The organism is Pseudomonas sp. PGPPP4, assembly GCF_002256045.1.
Taxonomy (GTDB): Bacteria; Pseudomonadota; Gammaproteobacteria; order Pseudomonadales; family Pseudomonadaceae; genus Chryseomonas; species Chryseomonas oryzihabitans.
Map to the genome: position 1 here is coordinate 359,638 of NZ_NKID01000001.1, position 21,528 is coordinate 381,165.

At 68.5% G+C, this 21,528-nt stretch carries 25 protein-coding genes and 1 riboswitch; of the genes, 14 read left to right on the forward strand and 11 right to left on the reverse strand.

From position 1 onward, the window contains the following. Positions 1 to 79: 79 nt before the first annotated feature. Positions 80 to 979 carry a sugar nucleotide-binding protein gene (locus CFE50_RS01635; RefSeq protein WP_286730506.1) on the forward strand — a complete coding sequence of 300 codons (900 nt, stop codon included), beginning with the start codon at positions 80 to 82 and terminating at the stop codon, positions 977 to 979. Continuing rightward, the gene (locus tag CFE50_RS01640; protein ID WP_286730508.1) at positions 972 to 1,901 is read left to right on the forward strand and encodes an NAD-dependent epimerase/dehydratase family protein; all 930 of its coding nucleotides are present in this window, start codon (positions 972 to 974) and stop codon (positions 1,899 to 1,901) included. Before CFE50_RS01635 ends, CFE50_RS01640 begins: the two co-directional genes overlap by 8 nt. A gap of 90 nt (positions 1,902 to 1,991) precedes the next feature. Here the strand turns inward: CFE50_RS01640 and CFE50_RS01645 are convergent, their stop codons facing one another. From CFE50_RS01645 to CFE50_RS01665, 5 genes are all read right to left on the reverse strand, one after another. Then, a complete protein-coding gene (locus tag CFE50_RS01645; RefSeq protein ID WP_286730510.1) occupies positions 1,992 to 2,681 on the reverse strand; it encodes an OmpW/AlkL family protein in 690 nt (229 codons plus the stop codon). Positions 2,682 to 2,778: 97 nt separating this feature from the next. After that, positions 2,779 to 3,273, reverse strand: a complete 495-nt coding sequence (locus CFE50_RS01650; RefSeq protein WP_007161221.1) for a DUF3299 domain-containing protein — start codon at positions 3,271 to 3,273, stop codon at positions 2,779 to 2,781. Positions 3,274 to 3,286: 13 nt separating this feature from the next. Continuing rightward, positions 3,287 to 4,540, reverse strand: a complete 1,254-nt coding sequence (locus tag CFE50_RS01655; protein WP_241808473.1) for an ABC transporter permease — start codon at positions 4,538 to 4,540, stop codon at positions 3,287 to 3,289. 1 nt (position 4,541) lies between these two features. Beyond that, positions 4,542 to 5,249 carry an ABC transporter ATP-binding protein gene (locus tag CFE50_RS01660; protein WP_286730513.1) on the reverse strand — a complete coding sequence of 236 codons (708 nt, stop codon included), beginning with the start codon at positions 5,247 to 5,249 and terminating at the stop codon, positions 4,542 to 4,544. Between the two features lie 7 nt (positions 5,250 to 5,256). Further along, positions 5,257 to 5,808 carry a ZrgA family zinc uptake protein gene (locus CFE50_RS01665; RefSeq protein WP_286730514.1) on the reverse strand — a complete coding sequence of 184 codons (552 nt, stop codon included), beginning with the start codon at positions 5,806 to 5,808 and terminating at the stop codon, positions 5,257 to 5,259. 122 nt (positions 5,809 to 5,930) lie between these two features. Between CFE50_RS01665 and CFE50_RS01670 the strand changes: the two genes are divergently transcribed. Beyond that, a complete protein-coding gene (locus CFE50_RS01670; protein ID WP_278438452.1) occupies positions 5,931 to 6,287 on the forward strand; it encodes a hypothetical protein in 357 nt (118 codons plus the stop codon). A 124-nt stretch (positions 6,288 to 6,411) separates the two neighbouring features. Here CFE50_RS01670 and trxA read toward each other — a convergent pair whose 3' ends face one another. The 3 genes from trxA to CFE50_RS01685 form a co-directional block, all read right to left on the reverse strand. Continuing rightward, entirely contained in the window at positions 6,412 to 7,281 is an 870-nt protein-coding gene (gene trxA / locus CFE50_RS01675) for a thioredoxin (RefSeq protein ID WP_183634067.1), read from the reverse strand. 68 nt (positions 7,282 to 7,349) lie between these two features. Continuing rightward, entirely contained in the window at positions 7,350 to 7,997 is a 648-nt protein-coding gene (locus tag CFE50_RS01680; RefSeq protein ID WP_278438457.1) for a class I SAM-dependent methyltransferase, read from the reverse strand. Then, positions 7,994 to 8,458 carry a YbaY family lipoprotein gene (locus CFE50_RS01685; RefSeq protein ID WP_286730519.1) on the reverse strand — a complete coding sequence of 155 codons (465 nt, stop codon included), beginning with the start codon at positions 8,456 to 8,458 and terminating at the stop codon, positions 7,994 to 7,996. The genes CFE50_RS01680 and CFE50_RS01685 overlap by 4 nt, the downstream gene beginning before the upstream one ends. Positions 8,459 to 8,639: 181 nt before the next feature. Between CFE50_RS01685 and nrdR the strand changes: the two genes are divergently transcribed. From nrdR to ribA, 10 genes are all read left to right on the forward strand, one after another. Continuing rightward, positions 8,640 to 9,110: a transcriptional regulator NrdR gene (gene nrdR / locus CFE50_RS01690; RefSeq protein ID WP_007161213.1), complete on the forward strand. Its 471-nt coding sequence runs from the start codon at positions 8,640 to 8,642 to the stop codon at positions 9,108 to 9,110. Next, positions 9,107 to 10,231, forward strand: a complete 1,125-nt coding sequence (gene ribD, locus CFE50_RS01695; RefSeq protein ID WP_286730522.1) for a bifunctional diaminohydroxyphosphoribosylaminopyrimidine deaminase/5-amino-6-(5-phosphoribosylamino)uracil reductase RibD — start codon at positions 9,107 to 9,109, stop codon at positions 10,229 to 10,231. Before nrdR ends, ribD begins: the two co-directional genes overlap by 4 nt. 56 nt (positions 10,232 to 10,287) lie before the next feature. Beyond that, a riboswitch (FMN riboswitch) is annotated at positions 10,288 to 10,446 on the forward strand. A gap of 142 nt (positions 10,447 to 10,588) precedes the next feature. Next, complete coding sequence (locus CFE50_RS01700; protein WP_007161211.1) at positions 10,589 to 11,251, forward strand: riboflavin synthase; 663 nt, start codon at positions 10,589 to 10,591, stop codon at positions 11,249 to 11,251. Positions 11,252 to 11,261: 10 nt separating this feature from the next. Continuing rightward, positions 11,262 to 12,350, forward strand: coding sequence for a bifunctional 3,4-dihydroxy-2-butanone-4-phosphate synthase/GTP cyclohydrolase II (ribBA, locus tag CFE50_RS01705; RefSeq protein WP_007161210.1), 1,089 nt, complete (start codon positions 11,262 to 11,264; stop codon positions 12,348 to 12,350). Between the two features lie 109 nt (positions 12,351 to 12,459). Further along, positions 12,460 to 12,936, forward strand: a complete 477-nt coding sequence (gene ribH, locus CFE50_RS01710) for a 6,7-dimethyl-8-ribityllumazine synthase (RefSeq protein ID WP_007161209.1) — start codon at positions 12,460 to 12,462, stop codon at positions 12,934 to 12,936. Between the two features lie 8 nt (positions 12,937 to 12,944). Then, positions 12,945 to 13,424 carry a transcription antitermination factor NusB gene (gene nusB / locus CFE50_RS01715; protein WP_027599169.1) on the forward strand — a complete coding sequence of 160 codons (480 nt, stop codon included), beginning with the start codon at positions 12,945 to 12,947 and terminating at the stop codon, positions 13,422 to 13,424. 14 nt (positions 13,425 to 13,438) lie between these two features. Continuing rightward, the gene (gene thiL, locus CFE50_RS01720) at positions 13,439 to 14,395 is read left to right on the forward strand and encodes a thiamine-phosphate kinase (RefSeq protein WP_286730527.1); all 957 of its coding nucleotides are present in this window, start codon (positions 13,439 to 13,441) and stop codon (positions 14,393 to 14,395) included. Positions 14,396 to 14,417: 22 nt separating this feature from the next. Then, positions 14,418 to 14,927, forward strand: coding sequence for a phosphatidylglycerophosphatase A family protein (locus CFE50_RS01725; RefSeq protein ID WP_007161206.1), 510 nt, complete (start codon positions 14,418 to 14,420; stop codon positions 14,925 to 14,927). 27 nt (positions 14,928 to 14,954) lie between these two features. Further along, entirely contained in the window at positions 14,955 to 15,587 is a 633-nt protein-coding gene (locus CFE50_RS01730; RefSeq protein WP_241808480.1) for a retropepsin-like aspartic protease family protein, read from the forward strand. Positions 15,588 to 15,857: 270 nt separating this feature from the next. Next, entirely contained in the window at positions 15,858 to 16,481 is a 624-nt protein-coding gene (gene ribA / locus CFE50_RS01735; protein ID WP_007161204.1) for a GTP cyclohydrolase II, read from the forward strand. Between the two features lie 33 nt (positions 16,482 to 16,514). Here the strand turns inward: ribA and dxs are convergent, their stop codons facing one another. The 3 genes from dxs to CFE50_RS01750 all read right to left on the reverse strand — a co-directional run bounded on the left by dxs (position 16,515) and on the right by CFE50_RS01750 (position 19,714). Continuing rightward, positions 16,515 to 18,446 carry a 1-deoxy-D-xylulose-5-phosphate synthase gene (gene dxs / locus CFE50_RS01740; RefSeq protein WP_286730531.1) on the reverse strand — a complete coding sequence of 644 codons (1,932 nt, stop codon included), beginning with the start codon at positions 18,444 to 18,446 and terminating at the stop codon, positions 16,515 to 16,517. 150 nt (positions 18,447 to 18,596) lie between these two features. Then, complete coding sequence (locus CFE50_RS01745) at positions 18,597 to 19,475, reverse strand: polyprenyl synthetase family protein (RefSeq protein WP_286730533.1); 879 nt, start codon at positions 19,473 to 19,475, stop codon at positions 18,597 to 18,599. Further along, positions 19,472 to 19,714 carry an exodeoxyribonuclease VII small subunit gene (locus CFE50_RS01750; protein ID WP_007161201.1) on the reverse strand — a complete coding sequence of 81 codons (243 nt, stop codon included), beginning with the start codon at positions 19,712 to 19,714 and terminating at the stop codon, positions 19,472 to 19,474. Before CFE50_RS01750 ends, CFE50_RS01745 begins: the two co-directional genes overlap by 4 nt. A 263-nt stretch (positions 19,715 to 19,977) precedes the next feature. On the opposite strand from CFE50_RS01750, the gene ilvA reads away from it, so the two are divergent. After that, complete coding sequence (gene ilvA / locus CFE50_RS01755; RefSeq protein ID WP_286730536.1) at positions 19,978 to 21,519, forward strand: threonine ammonia-lyase, biosynthetic; 1,542 nt, start codon at positions 19,978 to 19,980, stop codon at positions 21,517 to 21,519. Positions 21,520 to 21,528 lie beyond the last annotated feature (9 nt).

The following is a 21,528-nucleotide window of genomic DNA, read 5'->3' on the forward strand; positions in this document are numbered from 1 at the left end:
GGCGCGACGCGCTATGTTGACCGATGTCCGTCGAATTCTTCGACGCCTGTTCAAGCTGGTTTGAAGGCTGTTCCAACACATGCGTATGCGTCTTCTAGTAGTGGGCGGGGAGAGCGCCCTGGGCAAGGCGCTACTCGCCGCCGGTGCCGAAGCGGGCATCGACTTCGTCGCCCCCGAGACTCCCACGGAGGGCTGGTACGCCGCGGGGCTGACCGAGGTCCTCGACCGGGTCCGACCAGGGGCGGTGATTAATCTCGCCTATTACCACGACTGGCTGCAGGCCGCGGACTTCGATCCGGCGCTGATGCAGCGCCAGGCACTGGCCGTGCAACGCCTGGCCGGCCTTTGCCAGCACTATCAGATTCCGCTGATCCAGCCGTCCAGTTATCAGCTGTTCGATGGCTCGCGCGTGGCCGGCTATAGTGAAAAGGATCTTCCGCGGCCCCCGGGGCCGCGTGGCGAGGCGCTCTGGCGGGTCGAACAGCTGGTGCGGGCGCTGTGCCCGATGCACATCCTGCTGCGCCTGGGCTGGGTGCTGGATGACTCCCGTGACGGTCGCCTGGGGCGGTTGCTGCGGCAGCTGGGCACCGAGCAGGTGGTGCCGATGGCGGGCGACCGGCGCGGCAATCCGACCACCGTGGGCGATGCCGCCCGGGTGCTGCTGGCCGTGGTCAAGCAGCTCGACTGCGGCGCGCCGCTCTGGGGGACCTATCACTACGGCGCCCAGGAAGCGGTGTCGGAGTTGGGCCTGGCCGAGACCGTCGCCCAGCTCTGGCAGGAATTCGACCGGCCGGTGCGCTGCGAGTGGCAGGAGGTGACGCACCTCGAGCGTGCGGATGTCGCGGAAGAGCCACAACAGGGGGTGTTGATCAGTCGCAAGCTGCTCAACACCTTTGGCATCAAGGCGCGGCGCTGGCAGCAGGAGCTGCCGGCGCTGTTGCAGGGCTTTCGGCAGGACGAGGTAGGTTTCGATGAGTGATGCGCCCATTCTGATCACTGGCGGTGCCGGTTTCATCGGCTCCCATCTGGCCGACGCGCTGCTGGCGCGGGGCAGGCGGGTGCGGGTGCTGGACGACCTGAGCACCGGCAAGCGCGAGAATCTGCCGCTGGACGACGACCGCATCGAATTGCGGGTGGGGGACGTGGCCGATGTCGCGACCCTGGAAGCGGCGGTGGCCGGCTGCGCAGCGGTGGTGCACCTGGCCGCAGTGGCCTCGGTGCAGGCGTCGGTGGAGGACCCGGTGGGCACCCACAGGGCCAACTTCATCGGCACCCTGAATCTGTGCGAGGCCATGCGCAAGGCCGGGATCAAGCGGGTGGTCTATGCCTCCAGCGCGGCGGTTTATGGCGCCAACGGCCAGGGGCAGGCCATCGACGAGGAGTTGCCCAAGGCGCCGCTGACGCCCTATGCGGCGGACAAGCTGGCGGGCGAATACTACTTCGACTTCTATCGTCGCGAACACGGTCTGGAGCCGGCGATCTTCCGCTTCTTCAACATTTATGGGCCGCGTCAGGACCCGTCCTCGCCCTATTCCGGGGTGATCAGCATCTTTACCGAGCGTGCCCGGCGCCAGACGCCGATCACGGTGTTCGGTGACGGCGAGCAGACTCGCGATTTCGTCTATGTGGCCGATCTGGTGGGCATCCTGGTGCAGGCGCTGGAAGCCCCCGAAGTGACGGCCGGGGCGGTGAACGTGGGGCGCGGCGAGACCATCAGCCTGAACGGTCTGCTGGCGGAAATCGGCCAGGTGCTGGGTGGTCTGCCGGAGGTGACTCATGGTGCGGCGCGGGCTGGGGACATCCGTCATTCGAAGGCGGACAACAGTCGCCTGCGCGAGCGCTTCGACTTCAGTCAGCCCACGACCATGGGCACGGGGTTGGCAGCGCTGCTGCGGGATTAGCGGACGCGGCCAGGGGCAATCCCTGGCCTGTTGGGCTTCGACGATGGAACTGTCTCAGCGCCAACCTACGGGATAGTGGCTTGTGGTGGCTTAGAAGCGATAGCCCAGGCCGACCATGTAGACCCAGGGGTCCACATCCAGATCGACCTTGGCGCGGGCGCCGAGGGCGGTGTTGTCGACATGGGCGGTGGTGGCGATGTCGATGTAGCGGATCTGGGCGTTGAGCATCACCCGGTCGGTGAGCATGAGATCGGCGCCGACCTGGGCGGACCAGCCCCAGGAGTTGTCGGCGCGGAAGTTGTCGAAGCCGGCCGCGCTGGCGCCGCTGCCGACGTGTTCGTCGTAGATCCAGGTGTAGTTGAGGCCGGCGCCGACATAGGGCTGGAACGTCGCCTTGGCGTCCAGCGGGTAGTAGACCAGGCTCAGGGTCGGCGGCAGGTGCTTGAGGCTGCCGAGCTTGCCGTTGGCGGCGTCCAGCCCGGTGCCCTTGATGTTGACCTGGTGCTCGAAGGGCGTGGCCGCCAGCAATTCGAGGCCCAGGTGGTCGGTGAGCATGTAGGCGATGTTCAGCCCCAGCTGGGTGTCGCTGTCCATGGTCGCCTTGCCGCCCAGGTTGGCGCCGCTCAGGGCGCCTCTGTCGATCTTGACATCGGAGCTGCGCTCGTGGGGATCCACGGTGATGGCGCCGGCGCGCAGGATGATGTCGCCGGCCTGGTGGGCCTGGGCGAAGGGGGCGGCCAGGGCGAGGGCGAGCAGGCTGAGGCGGAAGAGGGGACGCATGGCAAGGGCTCCGAAGGCATTGAAAAAGGGCTGGGAGCAGCCTAGCCAAGCTGAAACGGCGGACTCTTGATCTCGCTCAAGGGTGGGGCGGATCGCCTCAGGAACCGTCGCCCTTGAGAATGTAGGGCTGGATGCGCTGGGCCTGCAGCCAGTAGCCGGCGACGGCTACCTCGCTGCGCTGGCTGCCTACGCCCAGCCGGCCTTCCACCCAATAGGGCAGATGCAGCTTGGACAGCCAGAGGTCGTGGCTGCCCTTGACGTAGACGATCTGGTTGCCGGGCGGCGGCGGCACATGGATGCAGGCGCCGTAATAGGGGACCAGCAGGAATTCGGTGACCTCGCCCTCGTCGGTGACCATCAGCGGCACCACATAGCCGGGCAGGCGCACCTCCTGGCCATCCAGGGCGGCCACCGTGGGGGCGTCCGGCCAGGGCTGGCTGGCGGCCGGGCCGTCTTCGCCGAGGCCGTGGTCGACGCTGCCGGGATTGAAGCGCGGCGCATCGGCCGGCACCAGTTCGCGCCAGGCGAGTTGGCGGGGTTCGGCCTGGGCCCAGGGCAGCCAGCAGAGCAACAGCAGGAGCGCCAGGCGCATGGTGGGGCCTCGTCTAGAGTCGCACGGACAACCCGTCCGTGAGGGCCTGGCGACAGCCGCGCCAGGCCGGGATGCAGCCGAGCACCAGCGCCGCGAGCAGGATGCCGCCGAGCAGTTGCCCATCGTAGAGCGAGGGCCAGTCCAGCGGCAATGCCAGGCCGTATTCCGCCAGCAGCCAGGGCCGGCCCAGGGCGATGGCGCCATAGAGCAGCGCCAGCCCGGCGAGACAGCCGGCCAGGGTGAGGGTCAGGGCTTCGGCCAGCAGCAGGCCGAACAGGTGGCGCGGCTGGGCGCCCACCGAGCGCAGGATGGCCATCTCCCGGCGTCTTTCGTTGAGGCTGGCGAGCAGGGCGGTGAGCATGCCCACCAGGCCGGTGAGCACCACGCACAGCGACATCACCAGCAGCGCCTGTTCCGCCGTGCCGAGCAGCCCCCAGAGCTCCTGCAGGGCCACACCGGGCAGGATGGCCAGCAGCGGCTCGCCACGGTACTCGTTGACCGCGCGCTGCACGGCAAAGGTGGCCACCCGACTCTTGAGACCGACCAGGGCGGCGGTGAGGTCCTGGGGCGTGAGATCGCGCCGGCGCACCTCGGCGTCGCTCAGCGACGGCCCGGGCATACCGCCGCGCCAGTCCAGGTGCAGGGCGGTCATGCCACTCAGCGGGATGTGCAGGGTGCGATCGACCGGAGTGCCGGTGGGGGCGAGGATGCCGACCACGGTGAAGGGGTGGTCGCTGTGCTCGGTCAGACTGATGGTGGCCACGCCATGGGCCAGCACGACCTTGTCGCCCAGCCGATAGTGCAGCGCCTTGGCCACCTCGGCGCCCAGCACCACTTCGAAGACGTCGGCGAAGGGTCGGCCCTGAGCCAGCCGCAGCGGTTGGTTGCGCCCGTAGTGGTAGTGGGTGAAGTAGTTGCCGTCGGTACCCAGCACCCGGTAGCCGCGGTGGGAATCACCCAGGGACAGCGGGATGGTCCAGGCGACGCGGGGATCGGCGGCGAGTTTCTCGTAGCTCTCCCAGCGGATGTTGTTGGTGGCGTTGCCGATGCGGAACACCGAGTAGAGCAGCAGATTGACCGCGCCGGAACGGGCGCCCACCACCAGGTCGGTGCCGGCGATGGTGCTGGCGAAGCTGGCCTTGGCCTCGGTGCGCAACCGCTCTACGCCCAGCAGCAGGGCCACCGAGACGGCGATGGTGAAGACGGTGAGCAAGGCGGTGGCGCGGCGATTGCGCAGGCTGGCCCAGGCCAGTTGCAGGAGCGGCATCCTAGGTCTCCGGCCGGGCGGCGTTGAGCTGGGCCAGGGTCAGGTGGCGGTCGAAACGACTGGCCAGGCTGCGATCATGGCTGACGAACAGCAGGCCGGCGCCGGCGGCGGCGCACTCGGCGAACAGCAGTTGCAGGAAGGCATCGCGGTGGTCGCTGTCCAGCGCCGAGGTGGGTTCGTCGGCGATCACCAGTTCCGGCTGGCCGATCAGGGCACGGGCGGCGGCGACGCGCTGCTGCTGGCCGATGGAGAGTTCGCGGGCCGGACGGCCGGGCAGCGCGGGATCGCTCAGCCCTAGGGCGCGGAGCAGGGTCAGGGCCGCGCCCCTGGGATCGCCGTGCCGCGCCGCGGCGCGCTCGCGGCGCAGCGCCGAGAACTGGCAGGGCAGCAGGACGTTGTCCAGCACCGAGAGAAAGGGCAGCAGATTGAATTGCTGGAAGAGAAAGCCGGTGTGGTCGACGCGAAAACGGTCGCGCCGGGCGGTGGCGAGGGCGCCCAGGTCCTGACCGAGTAGGCGCACCTGGCCGCGACTGGGACGCTGCACGCCGCCGAGCAGGCCGAGCAGGGTGGTCTTGCCGCTGCCGGAAGGGCCTTCGAGAAACAGCGCTTCGCCGGGCGCCAGCTGGAAGTGCCGGATGTCCAGGCATTCCGCCTGGCCGGGCCAGGCGAAGCCGAGGTCCTGGATCTCGACCAGGGGGGGGGAGGTCACCACCGTCCTACCATTTCAGCTGCGGTTGCCGGGCGGTGAGTTCGGCGCCCTGCTGGCCGCTGGCGACGATGGCCTGGACCTCGACGCTGTGACTGTTGGGGAAGCGGGCGAACCAGCCGGAGAGATCCAGGCTGGCGAGCGCGCCCGGCTTGCTGCAGCTGAAGCTCATGCTGGCCTCCACGTCGAGATGGCCGCTGGCGCTGGAATCCTTGGCGAACAGCGGACTGATGGCGCTGGCTTCGGTCAGGCGGCAATCGGCGGCGGCAGGCAGCTTCACCAGGGCCTGGGGATTTTCCAGACTCTGGCGCAGGGCGGCGACGGCGTCTTCTTCCTGGCTATTGCGCGGAGCATGTTCGAAGCCCAGCAGATCGGCGGCCGGACTGCGCCACTGCAATTCCAGGCCCGTGTCGGTCTGGGCCAGGTCGAGGTGGGATTCGCCGTGCACATGGGCGCCCAGGGCGCCGTGCTCGTGTTCGTCATGGTCGCTATCGGGGCCATGGGCAAAGGCCGGTTGGACGAGCGCGGCGGCAAGACAGAGGGTCAGCAGGGGCAGGCGCATGGTGGACTTCCAAAGGGCGGAGGGGTGCTATGTTATGTTGTTGCATTTATGTGCTGCAACCTTGGTTTGGCGTGGGCCGATGGCTGTGGGAGCATGGGCCTCTGCACGACGAGGAGAACACCATGGTACGCATTCGCGGAACCATCGGCAGCCAGCCCGTGGATCTCACGGTGGAGCTGGAGGAGGCCGACTGGCAACGCCTGGCCGCGGCCCTGCGGCCGACCGAGGCACCGCCGCCTGCCGCGGCCGCGAGCGCCGCACCCAGCGGACCCAAGTCGGGTGGCGACATGCTCTGGGATCAGGTGGTGAAGCTGCTCAGCTCCGCCGGGCGGCTCAGCGGGCCGGACATTCTCGTGGCGCTGGAAAAGCTCACCGGCAATCTGGGCGTGGCCAAGCAACTGCTGGTGCGGCTGAGGCACAGTCCCCAGGTGCGCATGGAGCGGGTAGGGGAGGCGCAGTTCTATATCTGGCAGGGGTGAGGCTGGAGGGGGTAGTGGAAAACGCCGCGCGGTTTTCCACGCTACCGAATGTCCAACGCGCTGGGATGACGCCCGCGATGGATAAGGCTGCGTCCGGGGTGACGCAGCCATTGTCGACCGGCGCTTAGTACAGCGCCTGGTACAGGCGGCGGCGATAGGTGGCCACCAGCGGGTGGTCGTTGCCCAGCAGATCGAAGACCTGCACCAGGGTCTTGCGCGGCAGGTCGTCGCCGTAGCCGCGATTGCGGCGGAACAGCTCCAGCAGGCCATCCAGTGCCGGCTCGTATTGCTGGCGGGCCAGTTGCTGCACGGCCAGTTGATAGGCGGCCTCGTCGTCGCCGGCATCGCGGGCCAGGCGGCTTTTCAGCTCGGCGACCTCGGGCAGGCTGGCGGCCTGGCGCAGGAAGGTCAGCTGGGCACGGGCGCCGGCCAGGGCCTGCTTGTGTTCGTCACCCTTGACCGCGTCCAGCACGGCCTGGGCATCGTCCAGTTCATTGCGCTCGGCCAGGCAGCGGGCATAGAGGATCAGCGCCAGGGCGTCGCTGTTGTCTTCTTCCAGCAGGGCCTTGAGCAGCGCCTCGGCCTCGGCGAAACGACCCTCGGCGAACAGGGCCTGGGCGGCGTCCAGCGGATCTTCCTCGGCTGGCGGCAGGGCCTGGACATGGGGTTCGAGCAGGGCGCGGATGGCCGATTCCGGCTGGGCGCCGGCGAAGCCGTCGACCGGCTGGCCATCCTTGAACAGCACCACGGTGGGCAGGCTGCGGATGCCGAATCTCATCACCAGTTCCTGCTCGATGTCGCAGTTGACCTTGGCCAGGTGCAGGGCGCCGCCATAGGACTCGGTGATCTTGGCCAGCAGCGGCATCAGCACCTTGCAGGGCGCGCACCACTCGGCCCAGAAGTCCACCAGCACCGGGGTGCTGAAGGAAGCATCGATGACCTGTTGCTGGAAGGTGTCGAGGGTGGCGTCGAAAATGTAGGGGACCTGGCTCATGGCGGACTCGGCAGACGAAAGTTGCACTATAGGTGGGGGCGCCGGGCTTGGAAACAAGGCGGGCCGGCTCAGCCCCGATAGAGCGCCACGCAGCGGAATTCGTCCGGCTCGGCCAGATCCGGCAGGGTGCAGGCCTGGAGCATGGCGATGCGGGTGAGGCCGGGGTGGGCGAGGTCGCGTACCCGCGAATCGGCCAGCAGGATCCGCTCGGCGCGCGCCTGCAGGAGGTCCAGCAGGGGCAGGTTGGCACGATCGTAGAGGACGTCGGCGGCCAGGATGAGATCGAAGCGCTCGGTGCTGGCGGAGAAATCGTCCAGCGTCTCGATCTGCACGGCGTTGGCCTGGGCATTGGCACGACAGGCCGCCCGCGCCAGGGGGTCGAGGTCGCAGCAGACCACCCGCGCCGCGCCGGCCCGGGCGGCGGCGAGTCCGGCGATGCCCGAGCCGCTGCCGAAATCCAGCACCTGGCGCCCGGCGACGTGCTCGGGATGGGCCGCTATCCAGCGCGCCAGGGCCAGACCGCTGGCCCAGCAGAAGGCCCAGTAGGGCGGTGCCTCCAGCAGACGCTGGGTCTCCGCAGGGGAAAAGGCCCGCGCCATGTTGGCCGGATCGATCAGCCACAGCGACAGGTCGCTGTCGGGCAGCGCCTGCAGGCCAAGGCGGGCGTCGCCGAGCAGGGCCGTCAGGGCGGCGGCGAGGTCGGCCGGGGGCGTCACGGGGTCTGGTTCAGCACCAGTTCGCCGAGATTCTGCGTGGTCGGTCCGCCGACATTCACCGGCGGCAGATAGCTGGCAAGCTGACCGGCCTGGATCAGGCGCGCGTGGAATTCCACCTTGAGATCCGGGCGGGTGGGAAAGATCTCGGGATTGAAGGGCAGGCGGAAGGCCAGGGGCGCGCCCTTGCCGGTCACCGTCTCACTGGCCAGCAGGCGCTGGGGCAGCCCCTTGGCGTTGACCGCCAGCAGGGCGATCTCCACCTGGGCGCCAGCCGGGACCAGCCCCTGGGCATTGCGCAGCACACCGGAGATCTCGCGCAGATTGGCCGGGGTCGGCGCACCGGCTACCGGTACCGGTTCGTCGGCCGGAGTGGTGGGCTGCGGCGGGGTGGCTTCGGGCGGACTGGAGCAGGCGGCGAGCAGGCCGGTGAACAGCAGGGGCAGGAGGCGGCGTGGGGTCATGGCAGGATCCGGAGGTCGCCGCCGGCGAGGGCGGCACGGGAGGCTGGAGAGGGGTCGTCGAACACAGTGCGCTCTTATAGCCCGACGACTCCTGGCTGTCGATTCGTCCGGTACCCGGAGGTCCCCGGCAGGGGGTGATCGGGTACCATGAGGGCTTTCCCTTCCGGCGATCGACTCCCCCATGCATTGTCCCTTCTGCGGCGCCCACGACACCAAGGTCACGGATTCCCGGCTGGTTGCGGCCGGCGAGCAGGTGCGCCGGCGGCGTGAGTGCCTGGCCTGCCAGGAACGCTTCACCACCTTCGAGACCGCCGAGTTGGTGCTGCCACGGCTGATCAAGCAGGACGGCACCCGCCAACCCTTCGACGAGGACAAGTTGCGCGCCGGCATGCAGCGCGCCCTGGAGAAGCGCCCGGTCAGCGTCGAGCGCCTGGAAGAGGCCATTGCCCTGATCAAGCACCGGCTGCGCGCCACCGGCGAGCGCGAGATCCGTTCGCGGGTGGTGGGTGAACTGGTGATGGACGAACTGCGCAAGCTGGACCAGGTGGCCTATATCCGCTTCGCCTCGGTCTATCGGCAATTCCAGGACCTGGCCGAATTCCGCGACGAAATCGAGCGGCTGGCCCAGGACCCGGGCAAGCAACCGGTATGAGCGAGGCAGGCCTGGTGAACGATGCCTTCTGGATGACCCGTGCCCTGGCGCTGGCGGCGCTTGGCCGTTACAGCACGGCGCCCAATCCGCGGGTGGGCTGCGTGATCGTCCGTGACGGCCAGGTGGTGGGCGAAGGCTGGCATCGCCAGGCCGGCGGTCCCCATGCCGAGGTGCATGCGCTGCGCCAGGCAGGCGAGGCCGCGCGTGGCGCCACCGCCTATGTGACCCTGGAACCCTGCAGCCACCATGGCCGCACCCCGCCTTGCGCCGATGCCCTGGTGGCGGCTGGCGTGGCCGAGGTGGTGGCGGCCATGACCGATCCCAATCCGCTGGTGGCCGGGCGCGGCCTGGCGCGCCTCGCCGCCGCCGGCATCGCCACCCGCGCCGGGGTGCTGGAAGCCGAGGCGCGGGCACTCAATGCCGGCTTCATCCAACGCATGCTGACCGGGCGGCCCTTCGTGCGGGTCAAGCTGGCGCTGAGCCTGGATGGCCGCACCGCCATGGCCAACGGCGAAAGCCAGTGGATCACCGGGCCGGCGGCGCGCCAGAGCGTGCAGCGACTGCGTGCCGAGGCGGGGGTGGTGATCACCGGCGCCGACACCGTGCTGGCCGATGGCGCGCGCCTGACCGTGCGCCCGAGCGAACTGGGCCTGAGTGGCGCAGAACTGGAACTGGCCACCTTGCGCACGCCGCAGCGGCTGCTGGTGGACGGTCGTGGCCGGGTGCCGCTGGACGCTCCCTTTTTCCAGGCCGGCGCGGCGCGGGTCGCCGGTATGGCCAGCGAGGCGCCGGCCTATGCGGCGGCCGGGCACGACTACCTGGCGCTGCCCGGCGCCCAGGGCCAGGTCGATCTGGCGGCGCTGCTGACCCGCCTGGGTAGCGAGCAGGTCAACGATGTGCTGGTGGAAGCCGGACCGCGTCTGGCCGGCGCCTTCGCCCAGGCCGGACTGGTCGATGAATACCACCTGTTCCTGGCGCCCAAGTTCCTCGGTTCCAGCGCCCGGCCGCTGCTGGACTGGCCGCTGGAGCGCCTGGCCCAGGCGCCGCAGCTGGAAATCCTCAGTGCCACGCCGGTGGGCGCGGACCTGCACCTGATCGCCCGACCGGCCAGGGACACCTGACGCCCCTGGCCCCGCGGCGGCGAACTGTGTTACAAAACCTGCGCTGCCCTCGGGCGGCGAGTTCTCAGGGCGGGGTGCAATTCCCCACCGGCGGTAATGCCCGATCAGTCGGGACGAGCCCGCGAGCGCTCTCTCGTCCTCTGCGGCGGGGGAGGTCAGCAGACCCGGTTGGATTCCGGGGCCGACGGTCATAGTCCGGATGAGAGAGAACGGGATAGCCTCGCCTGGCAGGGGTGCGAGCCCCTCGTCCGTCTGATTTCCCTTCTGTCCGTGCGCCCTGTTTTTTCACCGAAACAGGAGTTCGTCGATGTCTAGCTGCACCGCCTTTCTGGCTCTACCTCGCGGAGGCCTGAGCTGATGTTTACCGGAATCATCGAAGCCCTCGGCGAGATTCGCGCCCTTACGCCCAAGGGTGGCGACGTGCGCCTCTACGTCGCCACCGGCAAGCTCGACCTTGCCGACGTCAAGCTCGGCGACAGCATCGCCGTCAACGGGGTCTGCCTCACCGCCGTGGAATTGCCCGGCGATGGCTTCTGGGCCGACGTCAGTCGCGAGACCCTGAGCCTCACCAGCCTGGGCGGTCTCAAGCCCGGCAGCCGGGTCAACCTGGAAAAGGCGCTGATGCCCACCAGTCGCCTCGGCGGCCACCTGGTCAGCGGCCACGTGGACGGACTCGGCGAAGTGGTCTCCCGCGCCGATAACGCCCGCGCCGTGCAATTCCGCCTGCGCGCCCCGGCCGAGCTGGCGCGCTACATCGCGCTCAAGGGCTCGATCACCGTGGACGGCGTCAGCCTCACGGTGAACGCCGTGGACGGCGCCGAATTCGAGCTGACCATCGTCCCCCACACCCTCGGCGAGACCATCATGGCCGACTACCGGCCCGGGCGCCGGGTGAACCTGGAGGTGGACCTGCTGGCCCGCTACCTGGAGCGCCTGCTGCTGGGCGACAAGGCCGCCGAGTCCAGCAAGGGCGGCGTCACCGAACACTTTCTCGCCGAACACGGCTATCTGCAGCGCTAAGGACGACACCGTGGCACTTTCCAGCATCGAAGACATCATCCAGGACATCCGCGCGGGCAAGATGGTCATCCTCATGGACGACGAGGACCGCGAGAACGAAGGCGACATCATCATCGCCTCCGAATGCGTCACCGCCGAACACATCAACTTCATGGCCCGTCACGCGCGCGGCCTGATCTGCATGCCCATGAGCAAGGGCCTCTGCGAGCGCCTCAACCTGCCGATGATGGCCAGCCGCAACGCCTCCGGCTTCGGCACCAAGTTCACCGTGTCCATCGAGGCCGCCGAAGGCATCAGCACCGGCATCTCCGCCGCCGACCGCGCGCGCACCGTGCAGGCCGCCATCGCCAAGGACGCCAAGGCCGGCGACGTGGTCAGCCCCGGCCACATGTTCCCGCTGATGGCCCAGCCCGGCGGTGTGCTGGCGCGTGCCGGCCACACCGAGGCCGCCTGCGACCTGGCGCGCATGGCGGGTTTCGCCGAGAGCGGAGTGATCTGCGAGGTGATGAACGACGACGGCACCATGGCCCGGCGCGACGAACTCGAAGCCTTCGCCGAGCAGCACGGCCTCAAGGTCGGCACCATCGCCGATCTGATCCACTACCGCCTGCTCCACGAGCACACCGTCAAGCGCATCGACGAGCAGCAGCTGGAGACCGAACTCGGTCCGTTCAAGCTGGTGACCTACCGCGACGAGGTGGAGGGCGACGTCCACCTGGCGCTGATCCGTGGCGATCTGGCCGGCCAGGAGCTGCCGCTGGTGCGGGTGCACAACATGGATCCGCTGCGTGACCTCCTGCAGGTGCACCAGCCGGGTCGCTGGAGTCTGCGCAGTGCCATGGAGCGCGTGGCCCGCGAAGGCACCGGCGTGGTGCTGCTGCTCGGTCACTCGATCGAGGGCGACGACCTGCTGGCGCACCTGCGCGAGCCGCTGCCGGTGCCCAAGGCGCTGTCCACCTACAGCACCGTCGGGGCCGGTTCGCAGATCCTCCGCGACCTGGGCATTCGTCAGATGCGCCTGCTCAGCTCGCCGATGAAGTTCAATGCCATATCCGGCTTCGACCTGGAAGTAGTAGACTATCTGCCTCCTGAAGAATGACCCTTCCGCCTGGCGCGCCCCGCCCGGGTGGCATGGCGCGCTTCACCTGGATTTCCACGGACGGCCTGGCACTGCCGGCCGTCCGGCTCTTTGACAACTGGACCCGCACATGAACATCAAGACCTTTGAAGGCACCTTCATCGCTCCCCAGGGCCGTTTCGCCCTGGTGGTCGGTCGCTTCAACAGCTTCGTCGTCGAAAGCCTGCTGCAGGGCGCCATCGACGCCCTGGTGCGTCACGGCATCAAGCCGGACGACCTGACCATCATCCGCGTCCCCGGCGCCTTCGAGATCCCGTTGGCGGTGCAGAAGATCGCCCAGCGCGACGAATTCGACGCCATCATCGCCCTCGGCGCGGTGATCCGTGGCGGCACCCCCCACTTCGAATACGTGGCCGGCGAGTGCACCAAGGGTCTGGCCCAGGTCTCCATGGAATTCGGCGTGCCGGTGTCCTTTGGCGTCCTGACCGTCGATTCCATCGAGCAGGCCATCGAGCGCTCCGGCACCAAGGCCGGCAACAAGGGCGCCGAAGCCGCCCTGTCCGCCCTGGAAATGGTCAGCCTGCTGGCGCAGCTGGAGGCCAAGTGAGCGGCGATCTGACTCCGCCCGCGGCCGGCAAGCCCGCGGGCAAGAAGGCCCCCACCGGCAAACTGGCTGCCCGCCGCGAAGCGCGCAGCCTGTCGGTCCAGGCCCTGTACCAGTGGCACATGGCGGGCCAGGCGATCAACGAGATCGAGGCGCAGTTTCGCGTCGACAACGATTTCGCCAAGGTCGATGGCGCCTATTTCCATGAAATCCTCCACGGCGTCCCGGCCAACAAGGGCGAGATCGACGGTCTGATCCTGCCCTGCCTGGACCGCGCCATGGACGAGGTCGACCCGGTCGAGCTGGCCGTGCTGCGACTATCCTGCTACGAGCTGCTCAAGCGCATCGACGTGCCCTATCGCGTGGTGATCAACGAGGGCATCGAGCTGGCCAAGATCTTCGGCGCCACCGACGGCCACAAGTTCGTCAACGGCGTGCTGGACAAGCTGGCGCCCAAGCTGCGCAGCGCCGAGTTGCGCGGCAAGCGCTGATCGCCCGCGCCGGCATGGGTGAATTCGAACTCATCCGTCGCTATTTCGCCGCGGCGCCCTGCGCCCGTGGCGGACCCGGCGTGGCGCTGGGCATCGGTGACGACTGCGCGCTGCTGGCACCCGCCCCGGGTGAACAGCTGGCGGTCTCCACCGATACCCTGACCGCCGGGGTGCATTTCCCCGATCCCTGCCCGGATGCCCATGGCCTCGGCCAGCGCGCCTTGGCGGTGAGCGCCAGCGACCTGGCGGCCATGGGCGCGGCGCCCTTGGGCTTCACCCTGGCGTTGACCCTGCCGAGCGTCGAACCCGCCTGGCTGGAAGGTCTGGCGGCGGGACTCGCGCAGATGGCCGAGCAGTGCGAGCTGCGCCTGGTCGGTGGCGACACCACCCGCGGTCCGCTGTCCCTCACCCTCACGGTCTTCGGTCAGGTGCCGGCCGGTCAGGCGCTCTTGCGCAGCGACGCCCGGCCGGGCGATCTGCTCTGCCTGGGCGGTGCGCCGGGCGAGGCCGGCGGCGCCTTGCCCTTCGTTCTCGGTCAGCGTGCCGTGGAGGGTGCCGCCAGTCGGCACCTGCTGGCACGCTACTGGGCACCCCAGCCGCAATTCGACCTCGGCCTCTGGCTGCGGGGGCGGGCGACAGCGGCCCAGGACGTCTCCGACGGCCTGGTGGCCGATTGCGGCCACATCGCCGCGGCCTCCGGCGTCCGCCTGGTCGTGGAGACGGCGCGGCTGCCGGTGAGTCCGGCGCTGGCCGAACTCTTTCCCGCCGACGAGGTGCTGCGCCTGGCTCTCGGCGCAGGCGACGACTACCTGCTGGTCTTCACCCTGCCGCCGGACCAGGCGCCGGCCCTGGCGGCCGCCTGGCCCCAGGCGCAGGTGATCGGGCGGGTCGAGGCGGGCAGTGGCGTCCTGGTGCTTGCTGCCGACGGTCAGCCGCTGACCCCGATACATACCGGTTTCCAACACTTCTAACGCCTTCGAGCGGAGCCCCTCCTTGAGCGAACAGCAAGCCCCCGCCCAGCCGGTCCCTCTGTCGGTCTGGCGCGATCCCTGGCACTTCCTGGCCTTCGGCCTGGGTTCCGGCACCCTGCCCAAGGCGCCCGGCACCTGGGGTTCACTGATCGCCTTGCCCTTCTTGCCGCTCTGGCAGCTGCTCGGCGGCTGGAGCTATCCGCTGCTGCTGGTGCTGCTGACCGTCTTCGGTTGCTGGTTGTGCGGCAAGGTCGCCCGCGAGCTGGGCGTGCACGATCACGAGGGCATCGTCTGGGACGAGATGGTCGGCATCTGGATCACCTTCTGGCTGGCGCCCCCGGGGTTGATCTGGCTGCTGGTGGGTTTCGTCGCCTTCCGCGTGCTGGACATCTGCAAGCCCTGGCCAATCCGCTGGCTGGATGTCAATGTCCGCGGCGGCGTCGGCATCATGGTCGACGATGTACTGGCCGGCATCCTCGCCTGGCTGGTGGTTCAGGGATTACACATCGGTTGGGGTCATCTCGTCGGCTGACGAGACGCAGGCCCAAGGAGCAGGGCAGTGAAAAGACTGGGCGCGTACGGCCTGCTGTTGGCCGTCGGTTCGCTCGCCTGGGCGCAACCCCAGGTCAGGGTCGTGGGGTTGTTCAATGGCGCCGCGGTGGTCAACGTCAATGGCCAGCGCAAGTTGCTGCGGGTCGGCCAGCGCCTGGACGACGTCGAGGTGGTCAGCGCGGATCCCCAGCAGGCGGTGCTGCGCATCGACGGCCGGACCCAGACCTTTGCCCTCGACCGCGAATACAGCGATGGCTACAGCGCCCCGCAGCGCCGCGAATTCAGCGTGCCGCGCAGCAACAACGGGCATTACCAGGTCACCGCCAACGTCAATGGCCGTCCGGTGTCGCTGCTGGTGGACACCGGCGCCACCAGCGTCGCCCTGAGTGGCGCCCAGGCCGATCAGCTGGGCATCAGCTATCGCGACGGCACCCCGGGCTGGGTGGAGACCGCCAGCGGTCATGCCCGCGCCTGGCGCACCACGCTCAAGCAGGTGCGCCTGGGCGATGTCGAGGTGGTCGGGGTGGACGCCATGGTCCTGGAGGGCAACTATCCCAGCCAGGGCCTGCTGGGCATGAGTTTCCTCAACCGCGTGGGCTGGCGCGAGGCCCAGGGTATCTTCTACGTCCAGGCGCGCTGAGAACCTGTTCAAAATCTGCTGCGCGTCGGCCAAACCGCGTTGAAAAGGGCCTGGAAGGCCAGCCCCGTCGGAATGCTCATTTACCATTCGTAAACTCGTTCGCGAGCCCGGTCCGCTTCCTTAGCCCTTTTCGCCTTGTTTGGCTCTAGCTCGCGAGATTTTGAATAGGCTCTGATAGATCATCGGGTATCGACGTCATAACCCCTGGCGATGACGCCGGAGCCGGGGAAAAGGTTACAATGTACGTCTTTCCCCGCCAGGAGCCCGCAGGTGTCCGTCGTCTTTGTCGCCGCCTCCCAACTGCCCACCCCCTTCGGCCTGTTCACCATGCACGGTTTCCTCGACGAGACCGATGGCAAGGAGCACGTCGCCCTGACCTTCGGTGACGTGGCCGATGGCGAGCCGGTGCTGGGCCGCCTGCATTCCGAGTGCCTGACCGGCGATGCGCTGTTCAGCCTGAGATGCGATTGCGGCTTCCAGCTGGAAGCGGCGCTGCGCGCCATCGCCGAAGCCGGGCGTGGCGTGCTGCTCTATCTGCGCCAGGAAGGACGCGGCATCGGCCTGCTCAACAAGATCCGTGCCTATGAGTTGCAGGATGCCGGCGCCGATACCGTTGAAGCCAACGAGCGCCTGGGCTTTGGCGCCGACCAGCGCACCTATGCGCTGTGCAAGCCGATGCTCGAACACCTGGGCATCACCTCGCTGCGGCTGATGACCAACAATCCGCGCAAGGTGAAGGCGCTTGAGGTCCTGGGCATCCCGGTCGCCGAGCGGGTGCCGCTGCAGGAAGGCCTCAATCCGCACAACCGCCGCTATCTGCTGACCAAGGCCGGCAAGCTCGGCCATATGCTCGGCAATCTGCATCAGAACGAAGACGTGGAAAAGGCGCCCTAGGGCGCCTTTTTTCTATCTCGACTTGGCCGCCGCTCAGGCTTCCTTGCGCAAACTGGCCGGCGACAGGTCCGCCAGTGCCAGGCGCTCGCGTACCGCGCGCTCGATCCCGGCGACGTCCAGACCGCACTCGGCCAGCATGTCGGCCGGCTTGGCGTGTTCGATGTAGCTGTCCGGCAGGCCCAGGTTGAGCACCGGCTGGACCAGGGCATTGGCCTGCAGGAATTCGTTGACCGCACTGCCGGCACCGCCCATGACGCTGTTTTCCTCGACGGTGACCAGCAGGTCGTGGTCGGCGGCGAACTGGCGGATCAGGGCTTCGTCCAGCGGCTTGACGAATCTCATGTCGGCCACGCTGGCGTCCAGGCGCTCGGCGACCTGCAGGGCCTCGGCCAGTTGCACGCCAAACACCAGGAAGCCGACGGTGGGGCCGTTTTTCAGGCTGCTCTGGCGACGCACCACGCCCTTGCCGATGGGCAGGGGTTCCAGACCCGGATCAAGGGCGGCGTTGGGGCCGCTGCCACGCGGGTAGCGCACCGCGGCGGGGCCTTGGTGGCGATAGCCGGTGGTGAGCAGGCGGCGCAGCTCGTTCTCGTCGCTGGGCGCCATGATCACCATGCCGGGGATGCAGCGCAGGTAGGACAGGTCGAAGCTTCCGGCATGGGTCGGGCCGTCTTCGCCGACCAGGCCGGCGCGGTCGATGGCGAAGAGCACGTCCAGATGCTGCACCGCCACGTCGTGGATCAGCTGATCGTAGCCACGCTGCAGGAAGGTGGAGTAGATGGCCACCACCGGCTTCATGCCGTCGCAGGCGAGGCCCGCGGCCAGGGTCACCGCGTGCTGCTCGGCGATGGCCACGTCGAAGTAGCGCTCGGGATAGCGTTCGGCGAAGCGGATCAGGTCGGAGCCTTCCTTCATCGCCGGGGTGATGCCCACCAGCTTGGCATCGGCGGCGGCCATGTCGCACAGCCAGTCGCCAAAGATGTTGGAGTACTTGGGCGCGCCCGGGCGCTTGGGCTTGGCGTCCAGCGGCTCCAGCTTGGTGATGGCGTGGTAGCCGATGGGGTCTGCCTCGGCGATGGACAGGCCCTTGCCCTTGCGGGTGATGACATGGAGGAACTGCGGGCCCTTGGCGTCGCGCAGGTTGCGCAGGGTGGTGACCAGGGTCGGCAGGTCATGACCGTCGATGGGGCCGATGTAGTTCCAGCCCAGTTCCTCGAACAGGGTGCCGGGTACCAGCATGCCCTTGGCGGCCTCTTCGGTGCGGCGGGCGATTTCCCAGGCACCGGGCAGCTTGGAGAGGGCCTTCTTGCCGTTCTCGCGCAGGTGCTGGTAGGTGCGGCTGGAGAGCAGTCGCGCCAGGTAGTTGGACAGGCCACCGACGTTGCGCGAGATGGACATGTCGTTGTCGTTGAGCACCACCAGCATGTTGGCGCCGGTATCCGAGGCGTGGTTGAGGGCCTCGAAGGCCATGCCCGCGGTCAGGGCGCCGTCGCCGATCACCGCCACCGACTTGCGCTCGATGCCTTGCAGCTGGGCGGCGATGGCCATGCCCAGGGCGGCGCCGATGGAGGTGCTGGAGTGGCCGACGCCAAAGGTGTCGTACTCGCTCTCGCTGCGGCGGGGGAAGGCGGCCAGGCCGTCCTTCTGGCGCAGGCTGGCCATGCCCTCGCGGCGACCGGTGAGGATCTTGTGCGGATAGGCCTGGTGACCGACGTCCCACACCAGCCGGTCTTCCGGGGTGTTGAAGACGTAGTGCAGGGCCACGGTCAGTTCGATGACGCCGAGGCCGGCGCCGAAATGACCGCCGGTCTGGCCCACGGTCCACAGGAGAAAGGCGCGCAGTTCGTCGGCGACGGCTTCCAGCTCGGCGTCACCGAGCTGGCGCAGCTGGACCGGCGAGTCGATGCGGTCGAGCAGGGGCGTCGCGGGACGCTGGCGGGGAATCTCGTGAAACGTCTTGGGCATCTGGCTGATCACTTTGCGCAGAGAATTAGGCAGTTTACCCGATGCCCGCGTGGCATCCCAACAGCGGACAGGGCGTCTTGTTATGCCCCTGTGACAACGGACCCGGGGGCAAATGCGGCCCGGGTCACGAGTTTTTCCGCCGGGATGCGGCTAGCTACGTCTGGCGACGATGTAGCGGGCCAGGGCGCGCAGGGGTTCGGCGGGCTCGCCCAGCGGCTCGAGGGCGGCCAGGGCGGTGTCGCGTAGCTCCAGGGCATAGGCCTTGGCCGCGTCCAGGCCGAGCAGCGCCGGGTAGGTCGGTTTGTCGCGGGCGAGATCGGCTCCCTGGCGTTTGCCCAGGGTCTGGGTATCGCTTTCGATGTCGAGCACGTCGTCCCAGACCTGGAAGGCCAGGCCGATGGCCTCGGCATAGCGTCCCAGGGCCTCACGCTCGCCGGCACCGGCGGCTTCGCTGGCCAGGGCGCCGAGTTGCACGCTGGCGGCGATCAGGGCGCCGGTCTTGTGCAGGTGCATGGTCTCCAGCGCCGGCTGGTCGATGCGCCGGCCGACCGATTCCAGGTCGATGGCCTGGCCGCCGACCATGCCCGCCGGGCCGCTGGCCCGCGCCAGCACCGCGACCATCTCCAGCCGCACCGCGGCGTCCTGGGGCGCCGCCAGCAGGGTCTCGAAGGCCAGGGTCTGCAGGCCGTCGCCGGCAAGGATGGCGCAGGCCTCGTCATAGGCCTTGTGGGTGGTGGGCCGGCCGCGGCGCAGGTCGTCGTCGTCCATGGCCGGCAGGTCGTCGTGGACCAGGGAATAGGCGTGGATCAGCTCCACCGCGCAGGCGGCCTGGTCAGCGCGTGCCGGATCGCCGCCCAGGGCTTCGCAGGCGGCATAGACCAGCAGCGGCCGCACCCGCTTGCCGCCGCCCATGACGCTGTAGGCCATGGCCGCATAGAGCCGGGCGAGTTCGGCGCGCGGGGCGGTGAAGAGCGGGGCGAGGGCTGTGTCGACGCGGGTCTGGCAGCGTTGCTGGTAGGCCTCGATCATGCGTCGTCCCCGACCGGGGCGAAGGGCGCGGCGCTGAGTTCGCCGTCCTTTTCCAGCAGGATCTGCACCTTCTGCTCGGCCTGGGCCAGGGCGCCCTGGCATTCGCGGGTCAGGCGGATGCCCTGTTCGAAGGCGCCGAGGGAGTCCTCCAGGGACAGCTCGCCACTTTCCAGGCGTTCCACCAGGGTCTGCAATTCGGCCAGGGATTGTTCGAAGTCGGGAGCTTTCTTGCGGGCCATCGGGATTCTCGGCAGAGGCGATCGGGTCGCGGGAAGTGGGCTACAGGTCGGCCATTGTGCCACAGCCATCGGCGCCGCTTGACGCCATGCCCGGCCAGGCCCTAGGGTAGCGGTCATGAAAACGCGCAGCCACCAACGCCCCAACATTATTACCGCCATTACCTGATGGCGGGACAGCGTTAGCTGCGCAACCAGACCCGCCCAAGAGGCGGGTTTGTACTTTCTGACTCCTGGGCCCCGATGAAACACCCCAGGAGCCCGCCATGACCGCCCAGGAACCCGCCACCGATCTCTTGCAGCGCTATGCCCGCAAGATCCTCGAAGCCCCCGTCTACGACGTGGCGATCGAAACGCCCCTGCAACCGGCACGGGCGCTGTCCGAGCGGCTGGGTTGCCAGGTGCTGCTCAAGCGCGAAGACCTGCAGCCGGTGTTCTCCTTCAAGATCCGCGGCGCCTACACCAAGCTGGCCAGCCTCTCGGCCAGTGAAAAGGCCCGCGGCGTCATCGCCGCCAGCGCCGGCAACCACGCCCAGGGCCTGGCCCTGGCGGCTCGTGAGCTGGGCGTGCGGGCGATCATCGTGATGCCGCGGACCACCCCCGAGCTCAAGGTCATCGGCGTGCAATCCCGCGGTGGCGAGGTGGTGCTGCATGGCGACGCCTTTCCCGATGCCCTGGCCGAGGCTCTGCGCCTGGTCGAGGAGCAGGGCTATACCTTCGTACCGCCCTATGACGATCCCGACGTCATCGCCGGCCAGGGTACCGTGGCCATGGAGATCCTGCGCCAGCATCCGGGACGCCTGGACGCCATCTTCGTCCCGGTGGGCGGCGGCGGCCTGATCGCCGGCATCGCGGCCTACGTGAAATACCTGCGGCCCGAGATCAAGGTCATCGGTGTCGAGCCGGACGATTCCAACTGCCTGCAGCAGGCCATGGCCGCCGATGAGCGCGTGGTGCTGCCGCGAGTCGGGCTGTTCGCCGACGGCGTGGCCGTGGCCCAGATCGGCCATCACACCTTCGAGATCTGCCGGCGCCATGTCGACGAGGTGATCACCGTCAGCTCCGACGAGATTTGCGCAGCGATCAAGGACATCTACGACGACACCCGCTCCATCACCGAACCGGCCGGCGCCCTGGGCGTGGCCGGGATCAAGAAATACGCCGAGCGGGAAGGCTCCGGCGGCCAGGTGCTGGTGGCCATCGATTCGGGTGCCAATATCAACTTCGACCGGCTGCGGCACGTAGCCGAGCGCGCGGAACTGGGCGAGCAGCGCGAAGCCATCATCGCCGTGACCATCCCCGAGCGGCCGGGCAGCTTCCGCGCCTTCTGCGAGGCCCTGGGCCGGCGGCAGATCACCGAATTCAACTACCGCTATCACACCGGCGAAGAGGCCCATATCTTCGTCGGCGTCCAGACCCATCCCCAGCGCGATCCGCGTGACGCCCTGATCCAGGGCCTGCGCGACCAGGGCTTCCCGGTGCTGGACCTGACCGACAACGAGCTGGCCAAGCTGCATATCCGCCACACCGTGGGCGGCCATGCGCCGCGGGTCGGCCAGGAGCAGGTGTTCCGCTTTGAATTCCCCGAGCGGCCCCGAGCGCTGTTCGATTTCCTCGACCGCCTGGGCGGGCGCTGGAACATCAGCATGTTCCACTACCGCAACCACGGCGCGGCGGATGGGCGGGTGTTCGCGGCGCTGGAGGCCAGTGACGCCGAGCGGGAAGAGCTGCTGGCGACCCTGGATGCCATCGGCTATCGCTATTGGGACGAGACGGAGAATCCGGCGTATCGGTTGTTTATCGGGTGAGGGGGTGTT